Source organism: Chitinophaga deserti, from assembly GCF_003149455.1.
In the GTDB taxonomy this organism is placed as follows: domain Bacteria; phylum Bacteroidota; class Bacteroidia; order Chitinophagales; family Chitinophagaceae; genus Chitinophaga; species Chitinophaga deserti.
In genome coordinates, this window is the sequence record NZ_QFFK01000003.1 from 534,985 (window position 1) to 551,060 (window position 16,076).

The following is a 16,076-nucleotide window of genomic DNA, read 5'->3' on the forward strand; positions in this document are numbered from 1 at the left end:
CGTACCACAGATCAATAATAAAGGGCTGACCGGATTCTTTCCGTCAGCCCTTTTTCGTAAGAGATGGTATGTATTGGCAGCAAAATTTCTTTTTACTTCCCCAGCCATTCCTTGAAGCCCGCTACCCTGTCGCGGCTTACTTCCAGATCCACATCCGGCGCAGGCTGCAGATCGAGCTTCAGGCGGCCGCTGAACCAGGGGTGAACACGGCGTACGCTTTTCACATGCACCATCAGGTGACGGCTCACCCGGTAAAATTCCCTGGGCGACAATTGCTGTTCCAGCGTGGCCAGGTTATCCTCCATCACATGCTTCTTCCCTGCAAAGTCGACCGCAAACACGAGCTTCCCTTCTGCATATACACAGGCAAGATCAGCGGTGTTCACATAGTATAGTTGCTGCCCCGTTTTCACGAGAAAGCGTTCTTTGTATTGTGCCGGCTGCACGTATTGTAGCAGCTGCCGGATCTTATCTTCCAGCCCGTTGCCTTCTTCCTGCCGGGGCTGGAAGAACTGGCGGAACTTGGCCAGCGCCTGCCGCAGCTCTTCTTCATCGAGCGGTTTTAGCAGGTATTCGATTCCGTTATTCCGGAAGGCCTGCAGCATGTACTGGTCGTACGCCGTGGTAAAAATGACCGGCGCGGTGAGGGATACCTGCCGGAAAATCTCCAGGCTCAGCCCGTCTGCCAGTTGCACATCCATAAAAATCAGATCGGGCATGGGAAAATGCCGGAACCATTTCGCGGACTCTTCCACACTATCCAGCACGGCAAGCACTTCCACGGCTTCTTCGTGGCGGCTCAATAGTGTTTTGAGCTTCTGTGCCGCAGGGGCTTCGTCTTCTATAATCACCACTTTTATCATGCAGATGGAAATATGGGCAATAATACGATGAACTGATCGGCGGTAATCACATGTTCTACTTCCTGACCTCGCAGCAGGCGAACACGGGAGTTGATGTTCTCCAGCCCTTTGCCTGTAGATGCAACCCCGTGCAGCTTCCGTTGCAGGTTATTAGTGACCACAATCTTTTCCTGCACTACTTCAATCCGCACGTTTAAAGGTTTCGCGGCCGATACAATGTTGTGCTTCATGGCGTTTTCCACTACGATCTGCAGGGCAAACGGTATGATCTTGCGTTCGTGATAAGCATCAGGTACATCTATCGTTACCAGCAGGTTATCTCCGAAGCGGGTTTTAAGAAGATAAACATATGCTTCCAGCAGCCCCAGCTCTTCCTTCACGGAAATGAGGGTTGTTTCCTGTACTTCCAGCATATGCCGGTATAGTTTAGACAGCTGCTGGATGAAGTGCTCTGCCTTATCGGGGTCACTGTGTACTACGGAGCTGAGGGTATTGAGGTTATTGAAAAGAAAATGCGGGTCTACCTGGCTTTTCAGCGCCCTGATCTGCGCCTGCAGGCTCTCGTTCCGCAATTCTTCCTGCCCGTGCATAGAGAGGCGCAACTGCGCCTGGTACCATATTACTTCGTAGATACCCGCGATCAGCAGGGTGTTGATCATACTCAGCACATTCAGATCGGGGTATGGCAGCTGAATATTAGACCAGAACGGAGGTGTTACCCCATTGAAGTTAGACACGGCGAAAGTGAACACAAACATTCCCAGGACGGTGAAGGCAATTCTTTTCCGTGCCTGGCTCAGCAGCGGAAACTTACGCCGGAACTGAATGATGATCCAGCGGTTGCCCATCCAGAAAAGGGCCGTGATAGCCACCGAAAAGGCGAATGCCAGCCAGGTATACCTTGGCTCACGGGTAAACCGCACCCCCAGGTACATGATCGGCGTCAGGAACCCCAGCAGGGGGATGCCCAGCAGTACAAACCATTTGTCGTTGAATCCGAGAGCCGTCTCGTTATTGCGCATATGCCTCGTCTGTTTGCTTTAAAAAGTAAACTGGTAGTTAACATTCGGAAATAAACCTATCTGGTTCACCTGCTTGATCTTGCCGGTTTCCACATCTATCGTGCGGGTGTAGATATTCTTTCTCGCGGTCAGGTTCTGTAAATCTATAAAGAATTTCTGAGTGGTCCGGCCCAGTTCCCAGGTGAAGGAGAATTTCAGGTCGCAGCGGAAATACATATCGTTCCGGAGTGAAAAAGCTTTGTCTTCCTGGTACACTACATACCCCGCAGCCACAGTAGCCTGCTCATTGAACGGGGTATACCATTGCCCGCCGGCTACACTCACCTTACTATCTGCCCCCACACTGAATCCGGGCTTTATCGTCCATTCGCGGCCAATGAGGAAGTTGGTAACGTATTGAGAATTGAAGGCGGTATTACGCCAGATTTTATCGCTGCCCTGATATTTTGAACTGAAAAGGCTCTGGGTAAAGAGGAAATAAAACCCTTTATGCAGGAATTTCTCCAGCGTCAGCTCCACGCCGTAGTTGCGGCCTTTCCCATTGTTGAAAAGGTTCGGTTTATCCGGGAAACCAAAGTCTGCCCCATAGTTCAGCAAACTGAAGGAGGAGGATGTAATTTCAACAGGAGCTTCGTACAGATGCTGATAGTATGTTTCTGCTTTAAAACGCAGGCGTTCACCTAACATCGCATCATAACCCAGTACCGCATGCAGGGCACGGGTGGGTGCAAGATCCTTATTACTGAGCTTTCCGGCCGTTTCATTGAAATACACTTCCAGCTGCTGCAGCTGGCTATGCATGCCCAGCCCCAGGTTGAAAGACTGCTTCCGTGCAAAGTCGTATTTCATATTCACACGCGGCTCTACCTGGAACTGTTCGTTCAGTCCAAAATATTGGCCGTAAACACCTGCGTTAAAAGTAAGATCGTTGTTCACGCGGTGCTGCCAGTTCATCCAGCTTTTACCCAGCCAGGTATTGTTGCTGGTGTTCACGAGGTCACTCAGTTCGGTATCCCCGTCTTTGATTCGGCGGTTCCGCATATCGAGCTGCATACTTTCTCCCGACACACCAACGCTGAACTGGTTGCGCGGATTAAACTTATGATCCACCCGGTAGCCGAAACTGGTTTTCATAAGGTTGTAATCCAGATCCAGTCTCCGCTTGCCACGGATCTCATCTTTCGATTCGAAATTATCCATTTTACTTTCCGCCATAGATACGGCTGCAAAGGCGCGGCCGTATGTATTGGGTGAGAAGTTAAAACTATGCGTAAGCCCTGCCACACCCATATTAGAGGTAGTCAGCACTTCATAATCGCCTGTATTATACAGATCGGTAGAATCTTCTCCGGGAATGAAATGGATATTACTGAGTCCGCCCATGGCAAAGAGGCTGAAGGTGCCTGCTTTTTTGGTAGGCACGTTTACTTTCATGGTAAGGTCCTGGTATTTGGGGATACTTGCTCCTGTTCCAACGTTCAGGCCCAATGCATGCACGGCTGCTACGAGGGAATACCGGTAATCCACCAGGAAAGATGCTCCTCCCTTTTTGCCCAGCGGGCCTTCCACCGCTGCTTCAAAACCATTGAAGCCTACCTGTGCCAGCATTTCGTAACGGTCTTTGTTGCCATTACGCAGGCGCAGATCAAAAGCCCCTGCCAGCGCGTTGCCATAATCGGCCGGGAAAGCGCCTGTCAGGAAAGTGGAGTTGCGAAGGGTATTGGTATTGAGGATGGTAACCGGACCGCCGGTTGCGCCAAAGGTGCTGTAGTGGTTGGGGTTGGGAATATCCACCCCTTCCGCACGCCAGAGCACGCCAGCGGGTGAGTTACCGCGGATGATGATATCGTTTCGCCCGTCGTTGGCGCCCGATACCCCGGCAAAGTTCTGTGCCATCCGCGCAGGGTCGTTTCTGCTGCCGGCATAGCGCATGCCTTCCTCAATACTGAGCTGGCGTGCACTGGCCAGGGCTAATGAACTGCCCGGACCTTCGCTGCGCTTCATGGTGATTTCCGCGCCTTTCAGGGTTATCACCGTTTCAGTAAGCGGAATCTCCAGCACGGTTTCCTTACCGGCGTTCACTTCCACTCCCTGCAGGATCACAGGTTCATAGCCCATCATCGTTATCTGGATGGTATGGCGGCCAACGGGGACTTCTGTAATGCGGAATTCGCCTTTCTCATTGGTAGCGGCTCCCTTGCTGAGTGTGGGTATGGAAATAGCTGCGCCGGGGAGGGGATAATGCGTGGACCGGTCGGTGATCAGGCCCTTTACGGTTTGCCGGGGCAATTCCTGCCCGGCAGCCTGCAAAATGGCCAATAAACACAGGCCCATCGTGTAAAAGAATTTCATCGGGGGTTGTTTTCATGCAAAAGTGCATGCTATAGCCCCCTTAGCAAAGTCCTCCGGTGCGAATCGTAGTATTTACGGAATGAACGGGATTAATGGAAGTATTGCCGTACACGCGCATCTTCTCCATATACATCTTCATAAAACTGCAGCTTCCCGTCGCGGTACTCAGTGGAGAAGTAACGGATGTAGATGGGTAACCGGCGTGGCAGGGAGTACACCCGCTGCTCTTCCCGGGCCAGCCAGGCACGCACACTGTCGGCCATCTCCGGCTTGGGGTCGCTGCTCACCATATACATGGCCAGACTGTCCCATGCCTGCACCCTCACACAGCCATGGCTGAGCGCACGGTTGGAGTTAGCGAAAAGTTTTCTGTTATTGGTATCGTGGAGGTATACGCTGAAGCGGTTGGCGAAGTTGAATTTCATTATCCCCAGGGAGTTATCCAGCCCGTCCATCTGCCGGAGCACATAAGGGAAGTACCCTTTCCCCAGCTTATTCCAGTCAATGGAATCGGGGGAAACGATATTGCCGTGATGGTCCACCACTTCGAGGTTCTTTTGCGTGAGGTAAGCACGGTCTTTCTTGATCTGCGGCAGCATTTCTTTGAACACAATACTGTAGGGCACGCGCCAGTAAGGATAAAGTACGAAGTTGGTCATTACCGAGCTGAGCTGCGGGGTACGGGTTCGCGGAGTTCCCACTATTACCCGCGATTCCAGTACCATGCCGGCAGAATCATCCCACACCTGCAGCCGGAAGGCGGGTATATTAACGATGAGATATCTTGCGGGAAGGGTATCGGGCATTTTACGCCAGCGGTCGAGGCTCACAGCCGCCTGCTCCAGCCAGTCTTTCGGCTGGCGGTTCAGGTATTGAATGGTGCGCTTGCCGGCAACACCATCGGGGTACAGATGAATGTCCTGCTGAAATTGTTTAATGGCTTTTTTAAGTGCTACAGTATCATCCGGGGTATTCAGCAAAGTATCGTAATGGCCTGTTTGCACAAGTCTGGCCGCCAGTTGCCTGCGGAATGCGAGAGTGTCGGTATAATCGGCCGCTATCGTATCCCAGGAGCGGTTGCCGTATTGTTCTTCGTACGCAGCCACACCTGCTTTCAGTAAATGATATTGTTCATGCACGGGTTCCTGTGCCTGTAAAATTTCGCTGATGCGGTTGCCGCTGATGGCATCGCGGAGGAGGGAGTTGAGTACATCATCCGTCAGCAGAGAATCTTTCCGCAGGGCTATACTATCGCGCGGGATAATGCCATAGTGAAGATGGTTAGCGAGTTTGAAGAATGCATCCGTCAGCAGTACATCCGTTTGCGCCCAGAGGGCAGCATCGCGCAGAGCGTCTTTATCGGTATGCCTGCGTTCCTGTGCCGCGAGTAAGGCATTGGAATGGTAGTGAGCGGGGTTCAGTCCATAATGCCGGGCGCTTCCGATCCAGCGGAGCAGGCTATCGGCCTGGGGAATGGCTTCCCCGTTCTTTGACCAGATCGCTTTACCCGCGCTGGCAGCATAAGCCGTCCGCAAAGCGGGTGCGCTGAAAACAGGTACACTGTCTTCCATCCACCCTTCATTCCCGTCCACATACTCCAGCCTTTCCGCTATTTGTTGTGGCACTACTTCATCCAGCTGCTGCACATTCTGCACAACTTCCTGCTGGCGGGGCTTGCCCTTCCTGTTTCCGCAGGCGGCCGTGATGATGATCAGCAACATCCACGGTATGAACTTCAGATACTTCATTCCTGACTCAGATTAAAAATACGGTCGAATGTAGTGATAAAAGCAAATACCGTGCTGCTATGAAAGTGTTATTCCGGCATAATACGGGGAAACCGGCCATAAATACGTATTTCCCGCAAAGGAGAGATGTGCAGAACTTACTGATATACATCATCCATCCCCCATTGGTGATTAGCCGGAGGATGGATGAAGAAACAACTTTAGTATGGAGATTCTGCTGGAGGTTTTACCGGTGCATGGCCGGACTGATCCGCAGATACACCTGGCCGCTGAGGGGTTGTTTTCCATACAAACCATCCAGGGCAGTATTGGCGAAATGAACCGTTCCCTGAGCGCCGATGGCGAGGTTGGTTTTCCAGACGGTGGCCAGAGTTCTGGCATATCCTAACGTAAAGGCATGAACGCCAAACTTATCCTCACCGAATTTGTCTTCCAGCTGCAGTTCGTGGGTAGATTTTTCTACGAACTCGTACCGGCCGTACACTGCGTTCTTTTGCAGCTGAAGGTTACTTTCCGCGAGGAATGCATGCTCACGGTGGCCGTCGCTTTTGGAGTTGAGGCCCCATACAGCGGAAGAAGCAATAAAGCTTCCGGGTTTACGCAGCGGAACGGTATGGATGGCGGAAGCAGTGGTGCGGGTAACATCTTCATCAGGTTCACCAGCCTCCGGGCTTTTTACGAATGCCTGAGAGAATTGCAAAGCCCACTGGCGGGAAGGATTGTAGCTAACGCGATAGGCGTAGCTGTCGAATTTCGGCTTGTCGAAGTTGTAACGGTCCTCATCCGGTTCACGGCCCGTGAAGCTGGAAAACTCTGCTTTCACCTGTTTGTAGCGGAAGCCCAGGGTACCCACACCGAATGTGATATGCGTGGCATCCTGCCAGTGGTGCCCCAGCGGTGCATCCGGATTATTCATGGCCGATACACGGTGCATAAATGCCGGAGCACTGATGGATGGCTCACCGGGGTAACCGAAATACGCGAATACATCCATGTCTTTATTGATGGCATGGGTATACCCAATGCTCAGTGCGGCAAAGAGGTCGTGCGGATGCTGACGGTCTACCAGCGGGCGCCCTTCCCAGGTTTCGCCAGACTGGTACAGCAGCGGGTAACCTTCCCCGCCCATTACCAGTTTATCGAAGCTCAGCATAACCGTAGCGTTAAACAGCCCTTTCTTCCCTACCCGGTGGTTCATCATCCCCATCAGCCAGTTGGGCGCATCAAACTTAGCGGCGCCGCGGCTGCCTTTGGCGGTGAAGTCGGTAGAAGTATAGCGGAGGAACACATTACCATGGAACATGAAGTTGGTACGGTCGTTTCCGGTCATGTACATATACATAGGGCTGTTATCGGGCAGCCAGGCTGTTCCGGAACCATTCCTGCTCATGGGCAGGTTAAGGCTGTAGGCATGCGTCATATTGCCCATGCTGTGCCCCTGGTGCTCCATGGCGGAGGAATCCTTCATCCGGTGCCCGGCATGCGGGTCGTGAGCGGGCACAGTATCTTTCTTCGCGGGTTGCGGCTGGTGGTGCTCATGCTGCGCAAATGCGGATATGGTGATGGCTGAGAGCAAAAGCGTCAGCCCTGCAAATCGTTTCATATATAAGTTTTACTTACAACAATTCTTCTTTGTGAATAGTGCCCCGAGAAACCGGAGTATGCTGTTGATAATCTTCATAATGCGCATTTTGAATGATAATGCAAAGGTAGCCCCGCCTTACCGCCCGGGTGTTATACAATTATGGTCTTCTGTTATAACATTCCCGGCAGGAATCTGACTAAAATCAGGTCACCAGGTGAGGTGGCTCAATATTGTGACTGATGACCGGTTGTAGCTTTCAGGTAAATAACGACGACCTATGAATTTTTCTCAATGGATAGAGCTGACGCACCCGGTAGCGTTACTGATGCTCTGCACCGCAGCCGGATTGCTTCTCATCATCGTATTGCTTGCGAATACGGTCATTTCCGCGATGGATGTTTACCGCGACAAGCATCTCAACAACAATAACAGTCAACTTACCAAAGGGTTGCTGGCCGTGGGTATCATACCCGGCCTGCCTAACGATATGTTTGCCACGCTATCCTCCGTGCTTATACTGGAAGTACTGGTGATCCTGGCCCTGCTGGCCATCCTGCATTTCCTCACCGGCATACGGGTAAGCCGGAAGGCCTGGGTAACCACTTCCATATTATTTGCCGTATTGGGTTACGGGCTCGTATTCGCAGCAGGAAAGCAGGCATCCCGCCAGCCCGTGGTGGCCGAAGCAGCTGCACCTGTACCCGAACCGGCTATTGACCCTAATAATGTGCCCCAGCTCACTGAAGAGGCCGATATTAAGGCCGGGAAGGCCATTTTCAGCGGTAAATGCGGTGTTTGCCATGGCGGGCAGGGACAGGGGCTGGTAGGGCCTAAACTGACCGACGATACCTGGCTGCACGGCGGCAGTGTGAACGAGATCTTCAAAACCATTAAAGAAGGTGTTCCTGCAAAAGGGATGCAGGCATGGGGTAAATCCCTCAGTGATAAACAGATTGCACAAGTGACGGGGTTCATACTTTCCATCAAAGGCAGCTGATAACGATCATCTGTCTGCTTGACCCCACTCATCGCCCGGGCGCGCAATGGCGGATACTTTTGAGGCATGATCAAACAAGCCCAGGAAGTAAGCCACCAATGCGCGCATTGCGGCGAGCCCTGTCCCACGGACGAACAGTTCTGCTGTCAGGGTTGCCAGACCGTCTATGAACTGCTGAACGAAAACGGCCTCTGCCGGTATTATGAGATCAACAACAAGCCAGGCGTGGCCCAGCGGCAGCCGGTCCGGAAAGATAAATTCGCCTTCCTCGACGATGCCCGAACTCAACAGCAGCTGTTGCAGTATGCTGATGAGAAGCAGGCTCACGTTACCTTCCACATCCCGCACATCCATTGCAGCTCCTGCCTCTGGCTCCTCGAAAACCTCCACCGCCTCGACCCCGGTGTACAGCAGGTGGAAGTTAACTTCGCAGAAAAGGAAGCACGTATCGTTTACAGTCCCGATCAGACATCATTACGAAAAATAGCAGAAACGCTCACCAGCATCGGCTATGAACCATACATCAGCCTGCAGGACCTCCGCGCCCGCAAGCCCGCACCCAACCGCAAACTCATTTATCAGCTCGGCGTGGCAGGCTTCTGCTTCGCTAATATCATGCTACTGTCGTTTCCCGAATACTTTTCAGGCGAAGGGCATATGGAAGGCAATATGACCAGGGTTTTCAGATACCTCAATCTCCTTCTCTCTCTTCCGGTCTTCTTTTATAGTGCACAGGCCTTCTATATGCCTGCCTGGAAAGGTCTCAAACATGGTTTCCTCAACATCGACCTGCCGATCGTACTCGCCATCATTGTCACCTTCACCCGCAGCGTAGTGGATGTGCTCTCCGGCACCGGCGGCGGATACTTCGATTCCATGACCGGCATCGTTATGTTCATGCTTATTGGCCGCCTGTTACAGGATAAAACTTACCGGGGCCTCTCCTTCGACAGGGATTACACGGCTTATTTCCCCATTGCCGTTACCGTGATGAAAGACGGGGAAGAAAAGCCTACACAGCTCCCCGATGTCAAAACCGGAGACACCCTGCTCATCCACCACCAGGAGCTCATACCGGCCGATGGATTGCTCGTAAAAGGATCGGCACTGATCGATTACAGCTTTGTAACCGGCGAATCGGTTCCCGTTCGTAAACAGATGGGTGAAATCATTTACGCCGGTGGCCGCCAGCTGGATGGTAATATGGAGATCCTCACCATCCGCGAAGTGGCACAGAGCTACCTCACCAGCCTCTGGAACCGGGAAGAACTGCGCCGCGAGAACCCCGGCAAACCATCCTTCATTCACTTACTGGGGCAATACTTCACCTGGGTGGTACTTACCATTGCCGCGGTTACTGCTATATACTGGGGTATTTACGACAGCGCTAAAATTTGGCCTTCGGTAACTGCGATTCTTATTATTGCCTGCCCATGTGCATTGCTATTGGCGGCATCTTTCACTAACGGCCACATGCTCAGAATCCTGAGCCGCCACCGGCTGTACCTCCGCAATGCGCAGGCTATCGAAAGGCTGGCAGGCATTACCCACATCGTATTCGATAAAACCGGTACGCTGACGGGCAAATCCAGCACCACCGTATCCTGGCATGGCCGGGAGCTTACGCATGCCGAGGTAAGTGCTGTAGCGGCTTTAACCGCTCATTCCCAGCACCCCGCCAGCAGGCAGGTGCGCGAATTTGTAGGGAAACCGGTGATTCATACCATTGACCGTTTCAGTGAGCAAACCGGGCAGGGCCTGCAGGGCTGGGTGCATCAGATGCACGTGCAGCTGGGCAGTGCAGAATATACCGGTGCCCGCGAGCCGGAACATAAGGGAGCAAGCGTAGTGCATGTAAATATCAATGGCGATCATGCCGGATATTATCTCCTCGAACATGCTTACCGCACCGGCATCCCTGAAATGCTGGGGCATCTCCAGCATCATTTTGGCCTTACCCTCCTTTCCGGCGACCAGCCCGGCGAAGCCGGTAACCTGCGAAAAATGATGGGCGATAATGCCACCCTGCTCTTCCGCCAGCAGGCGCATGACAAGCTCGATCATATCGTGCAGCTGCAGGAAAAAGGAGAAAAAGTGCTCATGATCGGCGACGGGCTGAACGATGCCGGCGCACTGCGCCAGAGCGATGCCGGGATCAGTCTTACCGAAGATTCCAACAACTTCACCCCGGCCAGCGATGGCATTCTGGAGGCTGCGCAACTGCACCGGCTGCCATCCTTCATCCGCATGAGCCGGATCAATAAGCGCATTATCCTCATCAGTTTCGTGTATTCGATCGCTTATAACCTCACCGGACTGTTTTTCGCGGTACAGGGCAAGCTGAGTCCGCTTACAGCAGCCATTCTCATGCCCAGCAGCTCTATCAGTATTATTCTGCTGACCTGGGGGATGAGTGAATATACCGGCAGGAGGTTCCTCCGCTGATGAGCATCATCGGACGCTTTGACTCCCATCATCTGTTACGGATCGCCGTCACGATACTTTTACAAAATAATTAACAAAAACACCGAATCATGAGTGTGATCATTCTGCTGCTGTGTGCCAGTCTGGCCGTAGCCATCTTCTTCCTGATCGCCTTTATATGGTCCGTTAAAGACGGGCAATACGACGACGATTATTCCCCCGCCCACCGCATGCTTTTCGACGATAAAACCAGTAAAGAATAAACACCCGTTCATATGTCTCTTGAAAAATTTTCTTACGACAACCGCACCGTCAAATGGTTTGCCTATGCCTCCATTTTCTGGGGCTTAATCGGAATGCTGGCGGGCCTGTGGGCTGCGATAGAGCTGGTTATCCCCGGCGCCAACCTTGGCTTTGCACCCATTACCTTTGGCCGCCTCCGCCCCGTACACACCAATGCGGTGATTTTCGCATTTGTGGGTAACGGCATATTCATGGGGGTGTATTATTCCCTGCAACGCCTTTGTAAAGCGCGAATGTTCAGCGATCTGCTCAGCAAAATCCACTTCTGGGGCTGGCAGGCCATCATCGCCGGCGGCGCGCTCACCCTCTTCCTTGGGTACACTACCGGTAAAGAATACGCTGAGCTGGAATGGCCGTTCGACATTGCCATTACCCTTATCTGGGTTGTATTCGGCGCCAATATGCTGGGTACTATCCTCAAACGCCGCGTCAGCCACCTGTATGTTGCCATATGGTTTTACATCGGTACCTGGGTAGCCATCGCCATGCTGCACATCGTCAACTCTTTCGAGATGCCGCTGTCGCTTCTCAAGAGCTATTCCTGGTACGCCGGTGTGCAGGATGCACTCGTACAGTGGTGGTACGGTCACAACGCCGTGGCCTTCTTCCTCACCACACCCTACCTTGGCCTGATGTACTACTTTGTACCGAAAGCTGCCAACAGGCCCGTTTATTCTTACCGCTGGTCTATCATCCACTTCTGGGCACTGATCTTCATCTATATCTGGGCAGGCCCTCACCACCTGCTTTACACCGCCCTGCCTGAATGGGCGCAATCTCTCGGTACCGTATTCTCCATTATGCTCATCGCTCCGTCATGGGGTGGTATGCTTAACGGCCTCCTCACCCTGCGTGGTGCATGGGACCGTGTAAGGGAAGATGCTGTGCTGAAGTTCTTCGTGGTAGCCCTCACCGCTTATGGTATGGCCACCTTCGAAGGCCCTATGCTCTCCCTGAAGAACGTGAACGCCATCAGCCATTATACCGACTGGACCATCGCTCATGTACACGTTGGTGCCCTCGGCTGGAACGGTTTCCTCACTTTCGGTATCCTTTACTGGATGCTGCCGCGCCTCTTCAACACACAATTATACTCCCGCAAATGGGCCAATGCCCACTTCTGGATCGGTACCCTCGGTATCATATTCTACGCTATCCCCCTCTACTGGGCTGCATTCACACAGAGTATGATGTGGAAACAATTCACGGAAGAAGGGACACTGAAGTATCAGTTTATCGAAACGGTGAATATCATCGTTCCCATGTACGCACTGCGTGCCCTCGGCGGACTGCTCTATGTTTCCGGCGTAATCCTTATGATTGTTAACATCACCAAAACAGTACGCCGCGGCACTTTCATTGCCAACGAACCTGCAGAAGCCGCACCACTGGTAAAAGCAGCGCCTGAAGCCAACAGTAAAGACAAAGGCCACTGGCATAACTGGATCGAGAGAAGACCTGTACAGATGGCCGTATTCAGCCTCATCGTTGTAGGCATCGGCGGTATCCTCGAACTGGTGCCCACCTTCCTGGTACGTAGTAACATACCTACCATCAGCAGTGTGAAACCATATACTCCGCTGGAACTCCATGGCCGCGACATCTACATCCGCGAAGGCTGTTATACCTGCCACTCGCAGATGGTACGCCCCTTCCGCGATGAGGTGGCCCGCTACGGGGAGTATTCCAAAGCCGGTGAGTTCATTTACGATCACCCTTTCCAGTGGGGCTCCAAACGCACCGGTCCTGATCTGGCGCGGCTAGGTGGTAAGTATCCTGATTCCTGGCACTACAACCACATGCTCGACCCCGTGTCAATGTCTCCCGGTTCCATCATGCCGGCATACCCCTGGCTGTTCGACAATCGAATCGACAGAGGAAAAACACCGGCCATGATTAATGTGATGCGCAAAATAGGGGTGCCTTATGCAGAAGGATACGAAGCACAATCCAAAGCAGATCTGGATAAACAAGCCAATATCATTGTTGCCAATCTGAAAAAGGATAAGCTAGAAATCCCTGCCGACAGAGAGATCGTAGCGCTGATCGCTTATCTGCAGAGAATGGGTAAAGACATCAAAGAAACCGCTTCAAACTAATTGCCATGAAATTCATCAATTATCTCAAAAGCATAGAAGACGTAACCATCTACCCGATGGCATCACTGATCATCTTCTCCGTTTTCTTCCTTGGCGCGGCATGGCTCGCCTTCCGGACCGACAAACAAACGATGGACGCCATGAGCCATCTCCCGATCGAAAACGATGCACCTGAAAATAAGTAAGCCCATGAAACGCATTCTCACATTTCTGCTCACCATCATTACCCTGCAGGCATCTGCCGCAGGTGCGCCTCCTGATCCATACGGAGAGCTGTCGCATCCTGTGTCCATCCTGCTGATTTCTATCGCCGCAGGGCTGCTGATCGCCATTTGCGTACTCGGGCATACCGTAATCGGCGCCGTGGATATTTTCCGCGACCGCATGAAGAAGCTACCCCTCATACTGGTACTACTGGCCGTGGGCCAGGGTGCTTTTGCACAGGAAGCTGCTGAAGAAGTTGTGAAAACAGTTGCCGGCCCAATGGTTTCCGGCCTGTCTGACACTACGCTGTATATGCTGCTGACCGTTATTGGTCTTGAAATCCTGGTGCTGCTGTTCCTCCTGCAGGCGCTGCGCATTCTCACCGGTATTCAGGGCATGAAAAAAGCGGCCAAAGCGAAAGCCAAAGCCGTGAAAGAAGCCAAGCCCGGTAAGCCGCGTGTAACCTGGATGGAACGCCTCAACGATACACGCAGCCTCGATGCCGCTTCGGAAGAAGAAGTGGATCTCGGGCACGACTATGATGGTATCCGCGAACTGAATAATCCCACACCTCCCTGGTGGCGCTGGGCATTTTACCTGAGTATCGTGTTCGGCATCATCTACGTATGGCGCTTCCATATTTCAGAAACGGCTCCCCTTCAGCTGCAGGAACTGGCGATAGCAGAAGCACAGGCTGCTGCACAGAAAGCGGAATACCTGAAAAATGCCGCCAACAACATCGACGAAAACACTGTGAAACTGCTCACCGAAGCAGATGATATCGCCTCCGGTAAAAAAGTGTTCGCCACCAACTGCGCGGCATGCCACGGTCCGGAAGGACAAGGCCTCGTAGGCCCTAACCTTACTGACAACTTCTGGGTACACGGTGGTAAAGTAGGCGAGATTTTTTCCACCATTAAATATGGCGTACCGGAGAAAGGGATGAAGAGCTGGAAAGAAGATTTCTCCCCCAAACAGATCGCTCAGCTATGCGCTTATATCCACTCTATCAAAGGCACTAATCCTGCCAATCCGAAAGCGCCCGAAGGCACTGAGGTGAAAGAATAAATTAACAAGGAAGAAAATGGAAGAACACGAAATATTCAGAGACCATCTGGCAACGATCGACGAGAAAGGAAAAAGAAAATGGATCTATGCCAGGCAACCGTCCGGTAGGCTCTATACCGCCAGAACGGTCCTGAGTGCATGTTATTTCCTCCTGTTCTTCAGCCTGCCGTTCATTCACATTGGCGGCAGGCCCTTGTTCCTCTTTAATGTAACGGAAGGCCGCTTCATCCTCTTCGGCGCCGTGTTCTGGCCGCAGGATTTCTTCATCTTCGGTCTCGCCATGGTGGCCTTCATCCTGTTTATCGTTTTATTCACCATGGCTTTCGGCAGAATATTCTGCGGGTGGATATGCCCGCAAACGATATTCATGGAAATGCTGTTCAGAAGGATAGAATACTGGATTGAAGGAGATGCGGCCAAACAGCGGATGCTCAACCGCGCGCCCTGGGATACGGAAAAGATCATAAAGAAAACCGGCAAGCATGCCCTCTTCTTTCTCCTCTCCGTCATCATCGCCAATACCTTTCTCGCTTACGTGATTGGTACCCGCGAACTGCAGTCCATTATAACAGACCCCATGAGCGCACATGCCGCGGGCTTCATTGCCATGATCGGGTTCTCATTTGTGTTCTATGCCGTATTCGCCTTCTTACGCGAACAGGTGTGCACTGTAGTATGTCCTTACGGCCGCCTGCAAAGCGTGTTGCTCGACAAGAACTCCGTGGTGGTTGCCTACGATTACGAACGTGGTGAGCCGCGCGGTAAGTTTAAGAAAGAAGCGAACGATCTGGGAGATTGTATCGACTGCATGCAATGCGTGAATGTTTGCCCCACTGGTATCGATATCCGCAACGGCACGCAGCTGGAATGTGTGAACTGCACCGCCTGTATAGATGCCTGCAATTTCATGATGGATAAAGTAGGGCGGCCGCAGGGCCTTATCCGCTATGCTTCAGAAAACGGCATTGCCCAAAAACAACCGCTGCGGTTTACGGGCAGGCTGAAAGTATATACGGTTATCCTCACCCTCATCGTTACCGCCATCACATTTCTGCTCATTAGCCGCAAGCCGGTAGACGGGTCTATCCTCCGCACAGCAGGGATGCTGTACCAGGAGCGCGGGAAAGACAGTGTAACGAACCTCTACCGCATAAAGCTCGTCAACAAAACGCTGCAGGATGTACCGGTGGAGCTGCGTATAGAAAGCGGTGCAGGTAAAATAGAAGTGGTGGGTATGCCCATCCATGTGAAAGCCGAAGCGCAGGGCGAAGGAACATTCTTTATCGTACTGCCGCGCACTGCCATTGAAAAAAGGAAATCAGTCCTGAAAGTGGGATTATATGAAAACGGTAAACGTATCGGAGAAAAGAACACTACTTTCCTCGGGCCCGTAAGCCAATAAAAAACATAC

At 52.3% G+C, this 16,076-nt stretch carries 12 protein-coding genes; 7 read left to right on the top strand and 5 right to left on the bottom strand.

The genetic code is table 11. From position 1 onward, the window contains the following. Positions 1-92: 92 nt before the first annotated feature. The 5 genes from DEV76_RS09385 to DEV76_RS09405 form a co-directional block, all read right to left on the bottom strand. Positions 93-863 (bottom strand): LytR/AlgR family response regulator transcription factor, encoded by a 771-nt coding sequence (locus DEV76_RS09385; protein ID WP_109697614.1) that lies wholly within the window; start codon positions 861-863, stop codon positions 93-95. After that, positions 860-1,885: a sensor histidine kinase gene (locus tag DEV76_RS09390; protein WP_109697615.1), complete on the bottom strand. Its 1,026-nt coding sequence runs from the start codon at positions 1,883-1,885 to the stop codon at positions 860-862. The genes DEV76_RS09385 and DEV76_RS09390 overlap by 4 nt, the downstream gene beginning before the upstream one ends. Before the next feature lie 18 nt (positions 1,886-1,903). Continuing rightward, the gene (locus DEV76_RS09395; protein ID WP_109697616.1) at positions 1,904-4,237 is read right to left on the bottom strand and encodes a TonB-dependent receptor; all 2,334 of its coding nucleotides are present in this window, start codon (positions 4,235-4,237) and stop codon (positions 1,904-1,906) included. An 89-nt stretch (positions 4,238-4,326) separates the two neighbouring features. Then, positions 4,327-5,985, bottom strand: a complete 1,659-nt coding sequence (locus DEV76_RS09400) for a L,D-transpeptidase family protein (RefSeq protein ID WP_109697617.1) — start codon at positions 5,983-5,985, stop codon at positions 4,327-4,329. 226 nt (positions 5,986-6,211) lie between these two features. Then, positions 6,212-7,588, bottom strand: coding sequence for a hypothetical protein (locus tag DEV76_RS09405; RefSeq protein WP_109697618.1), 1,377 nt, complete (start codon positions 7,586-7,588; stop codon positions 6,212-6,214). A gap of 259 nt (positions 7,589-7,847) precedes the next feature. On the opposite strand from DEV76_RS09405, the gene DEV76_RS09410 reads away from it, so the two are divergent. The 7 genes from DEV76_RS09410 to ccoG all read left to right on the top strand — a co-directional run bounded on the left by DEV76_RS09410 (position 7,848) and on the right by ccoG (position 16,067). Next, on the top strand, positions 7,848-8,567 hold the full coding sequence (locus tag DEV76_RS09410) for a c-type cytochrome (protein ID WP_109697619.1): 720 nt from the start codon (positions 7,848-7,850) through the stop codon (positions 8,565-8,567). Between the two features lie 66 nt (positions 8,568-8,633). Next, complete coding sequence (locus tag DEV76_RS09415) at positions 8,634-11,012, top strand: heavy metal translocating P-type ATPase (protein ID WP_109697620.1); 2,379 nt, start codon at positions 8,634-8,636, stop codon at positions 11,010-11,012. Between the two features lie 89 nt (positions 11,013-11,101). Continuing rightward, on the top strand, positions 11,102-11,254 hold the full coding sequence (gene ccoS / locus DEV76_RS09420; protein ID WP_109697621.1) for a cbb3-type cytochrome oxidase assembly protein CcoS: 153 nt from the start codon (positions 11,102-11,104) through the stop codon (positions 11,252-11,254). 12 nt (positions 11,255-11,266) lie between these two features. Continuing rightward, the gene (ccoN, locus tag DEV76_RS09425; protein WP_109697622.1) at positions 11,267-13,393 is read left to right on the top strand and encodes a cytochrome-c oxidase, cbb3-type subunit I; all 2,127 of its coding nucleotides are present in this window, start codon (positions 11,267-11,269) and stop codon (positions 13,391-13,393) included. A gap of 5 nt (positions 13,394-13,398) precedes the next feature. Then, positions 13,399-13,578 (top strand): CcoQ/FixQ family Cbb3-type cytochrome c oxidase assembly chaperone, encoded by a 180-nt coding sequence (locus DEV76_RS09430; RefSeq protein ID WP_109697623.1) that lies wholly within the window; start codon positions 13,399-13,401, stop codon positions 13,576-13,578. 4 nt (positions 13,579-13,582) lie between these two features. Further along, positions 13,583-14,665 (top strand): cbb3-type cytochrome c oxidase N-terminal domain-containing protein, encoded by a 1,083-nt coding sequence (locus DEV76_RS09435; protein ID WP_198651997.1) that lies wholly within the window; start codon positions 13,583-13,585, stop codon positions 14,663-14,665. A 16-nt stretch (positions 14,666-14,681) separates the two neighbouring features. Then, the gene (gene ccoG, locus DEV76_RS09440) at positions 14,682-16,067 is read left to right on the top strand and encodes a cytochrome c oxidase accessory protein CcoG (RefSeq protein ID WP_109697625.1); all 1,386 of its coding nucleotides are present in this window, start codon (positions 14,682-14,684) and stop codon (positions 16,065-16,067) included. The last annotated feature ends 9 nt before the right edge of the window (positions 16,068-16,076 follow it).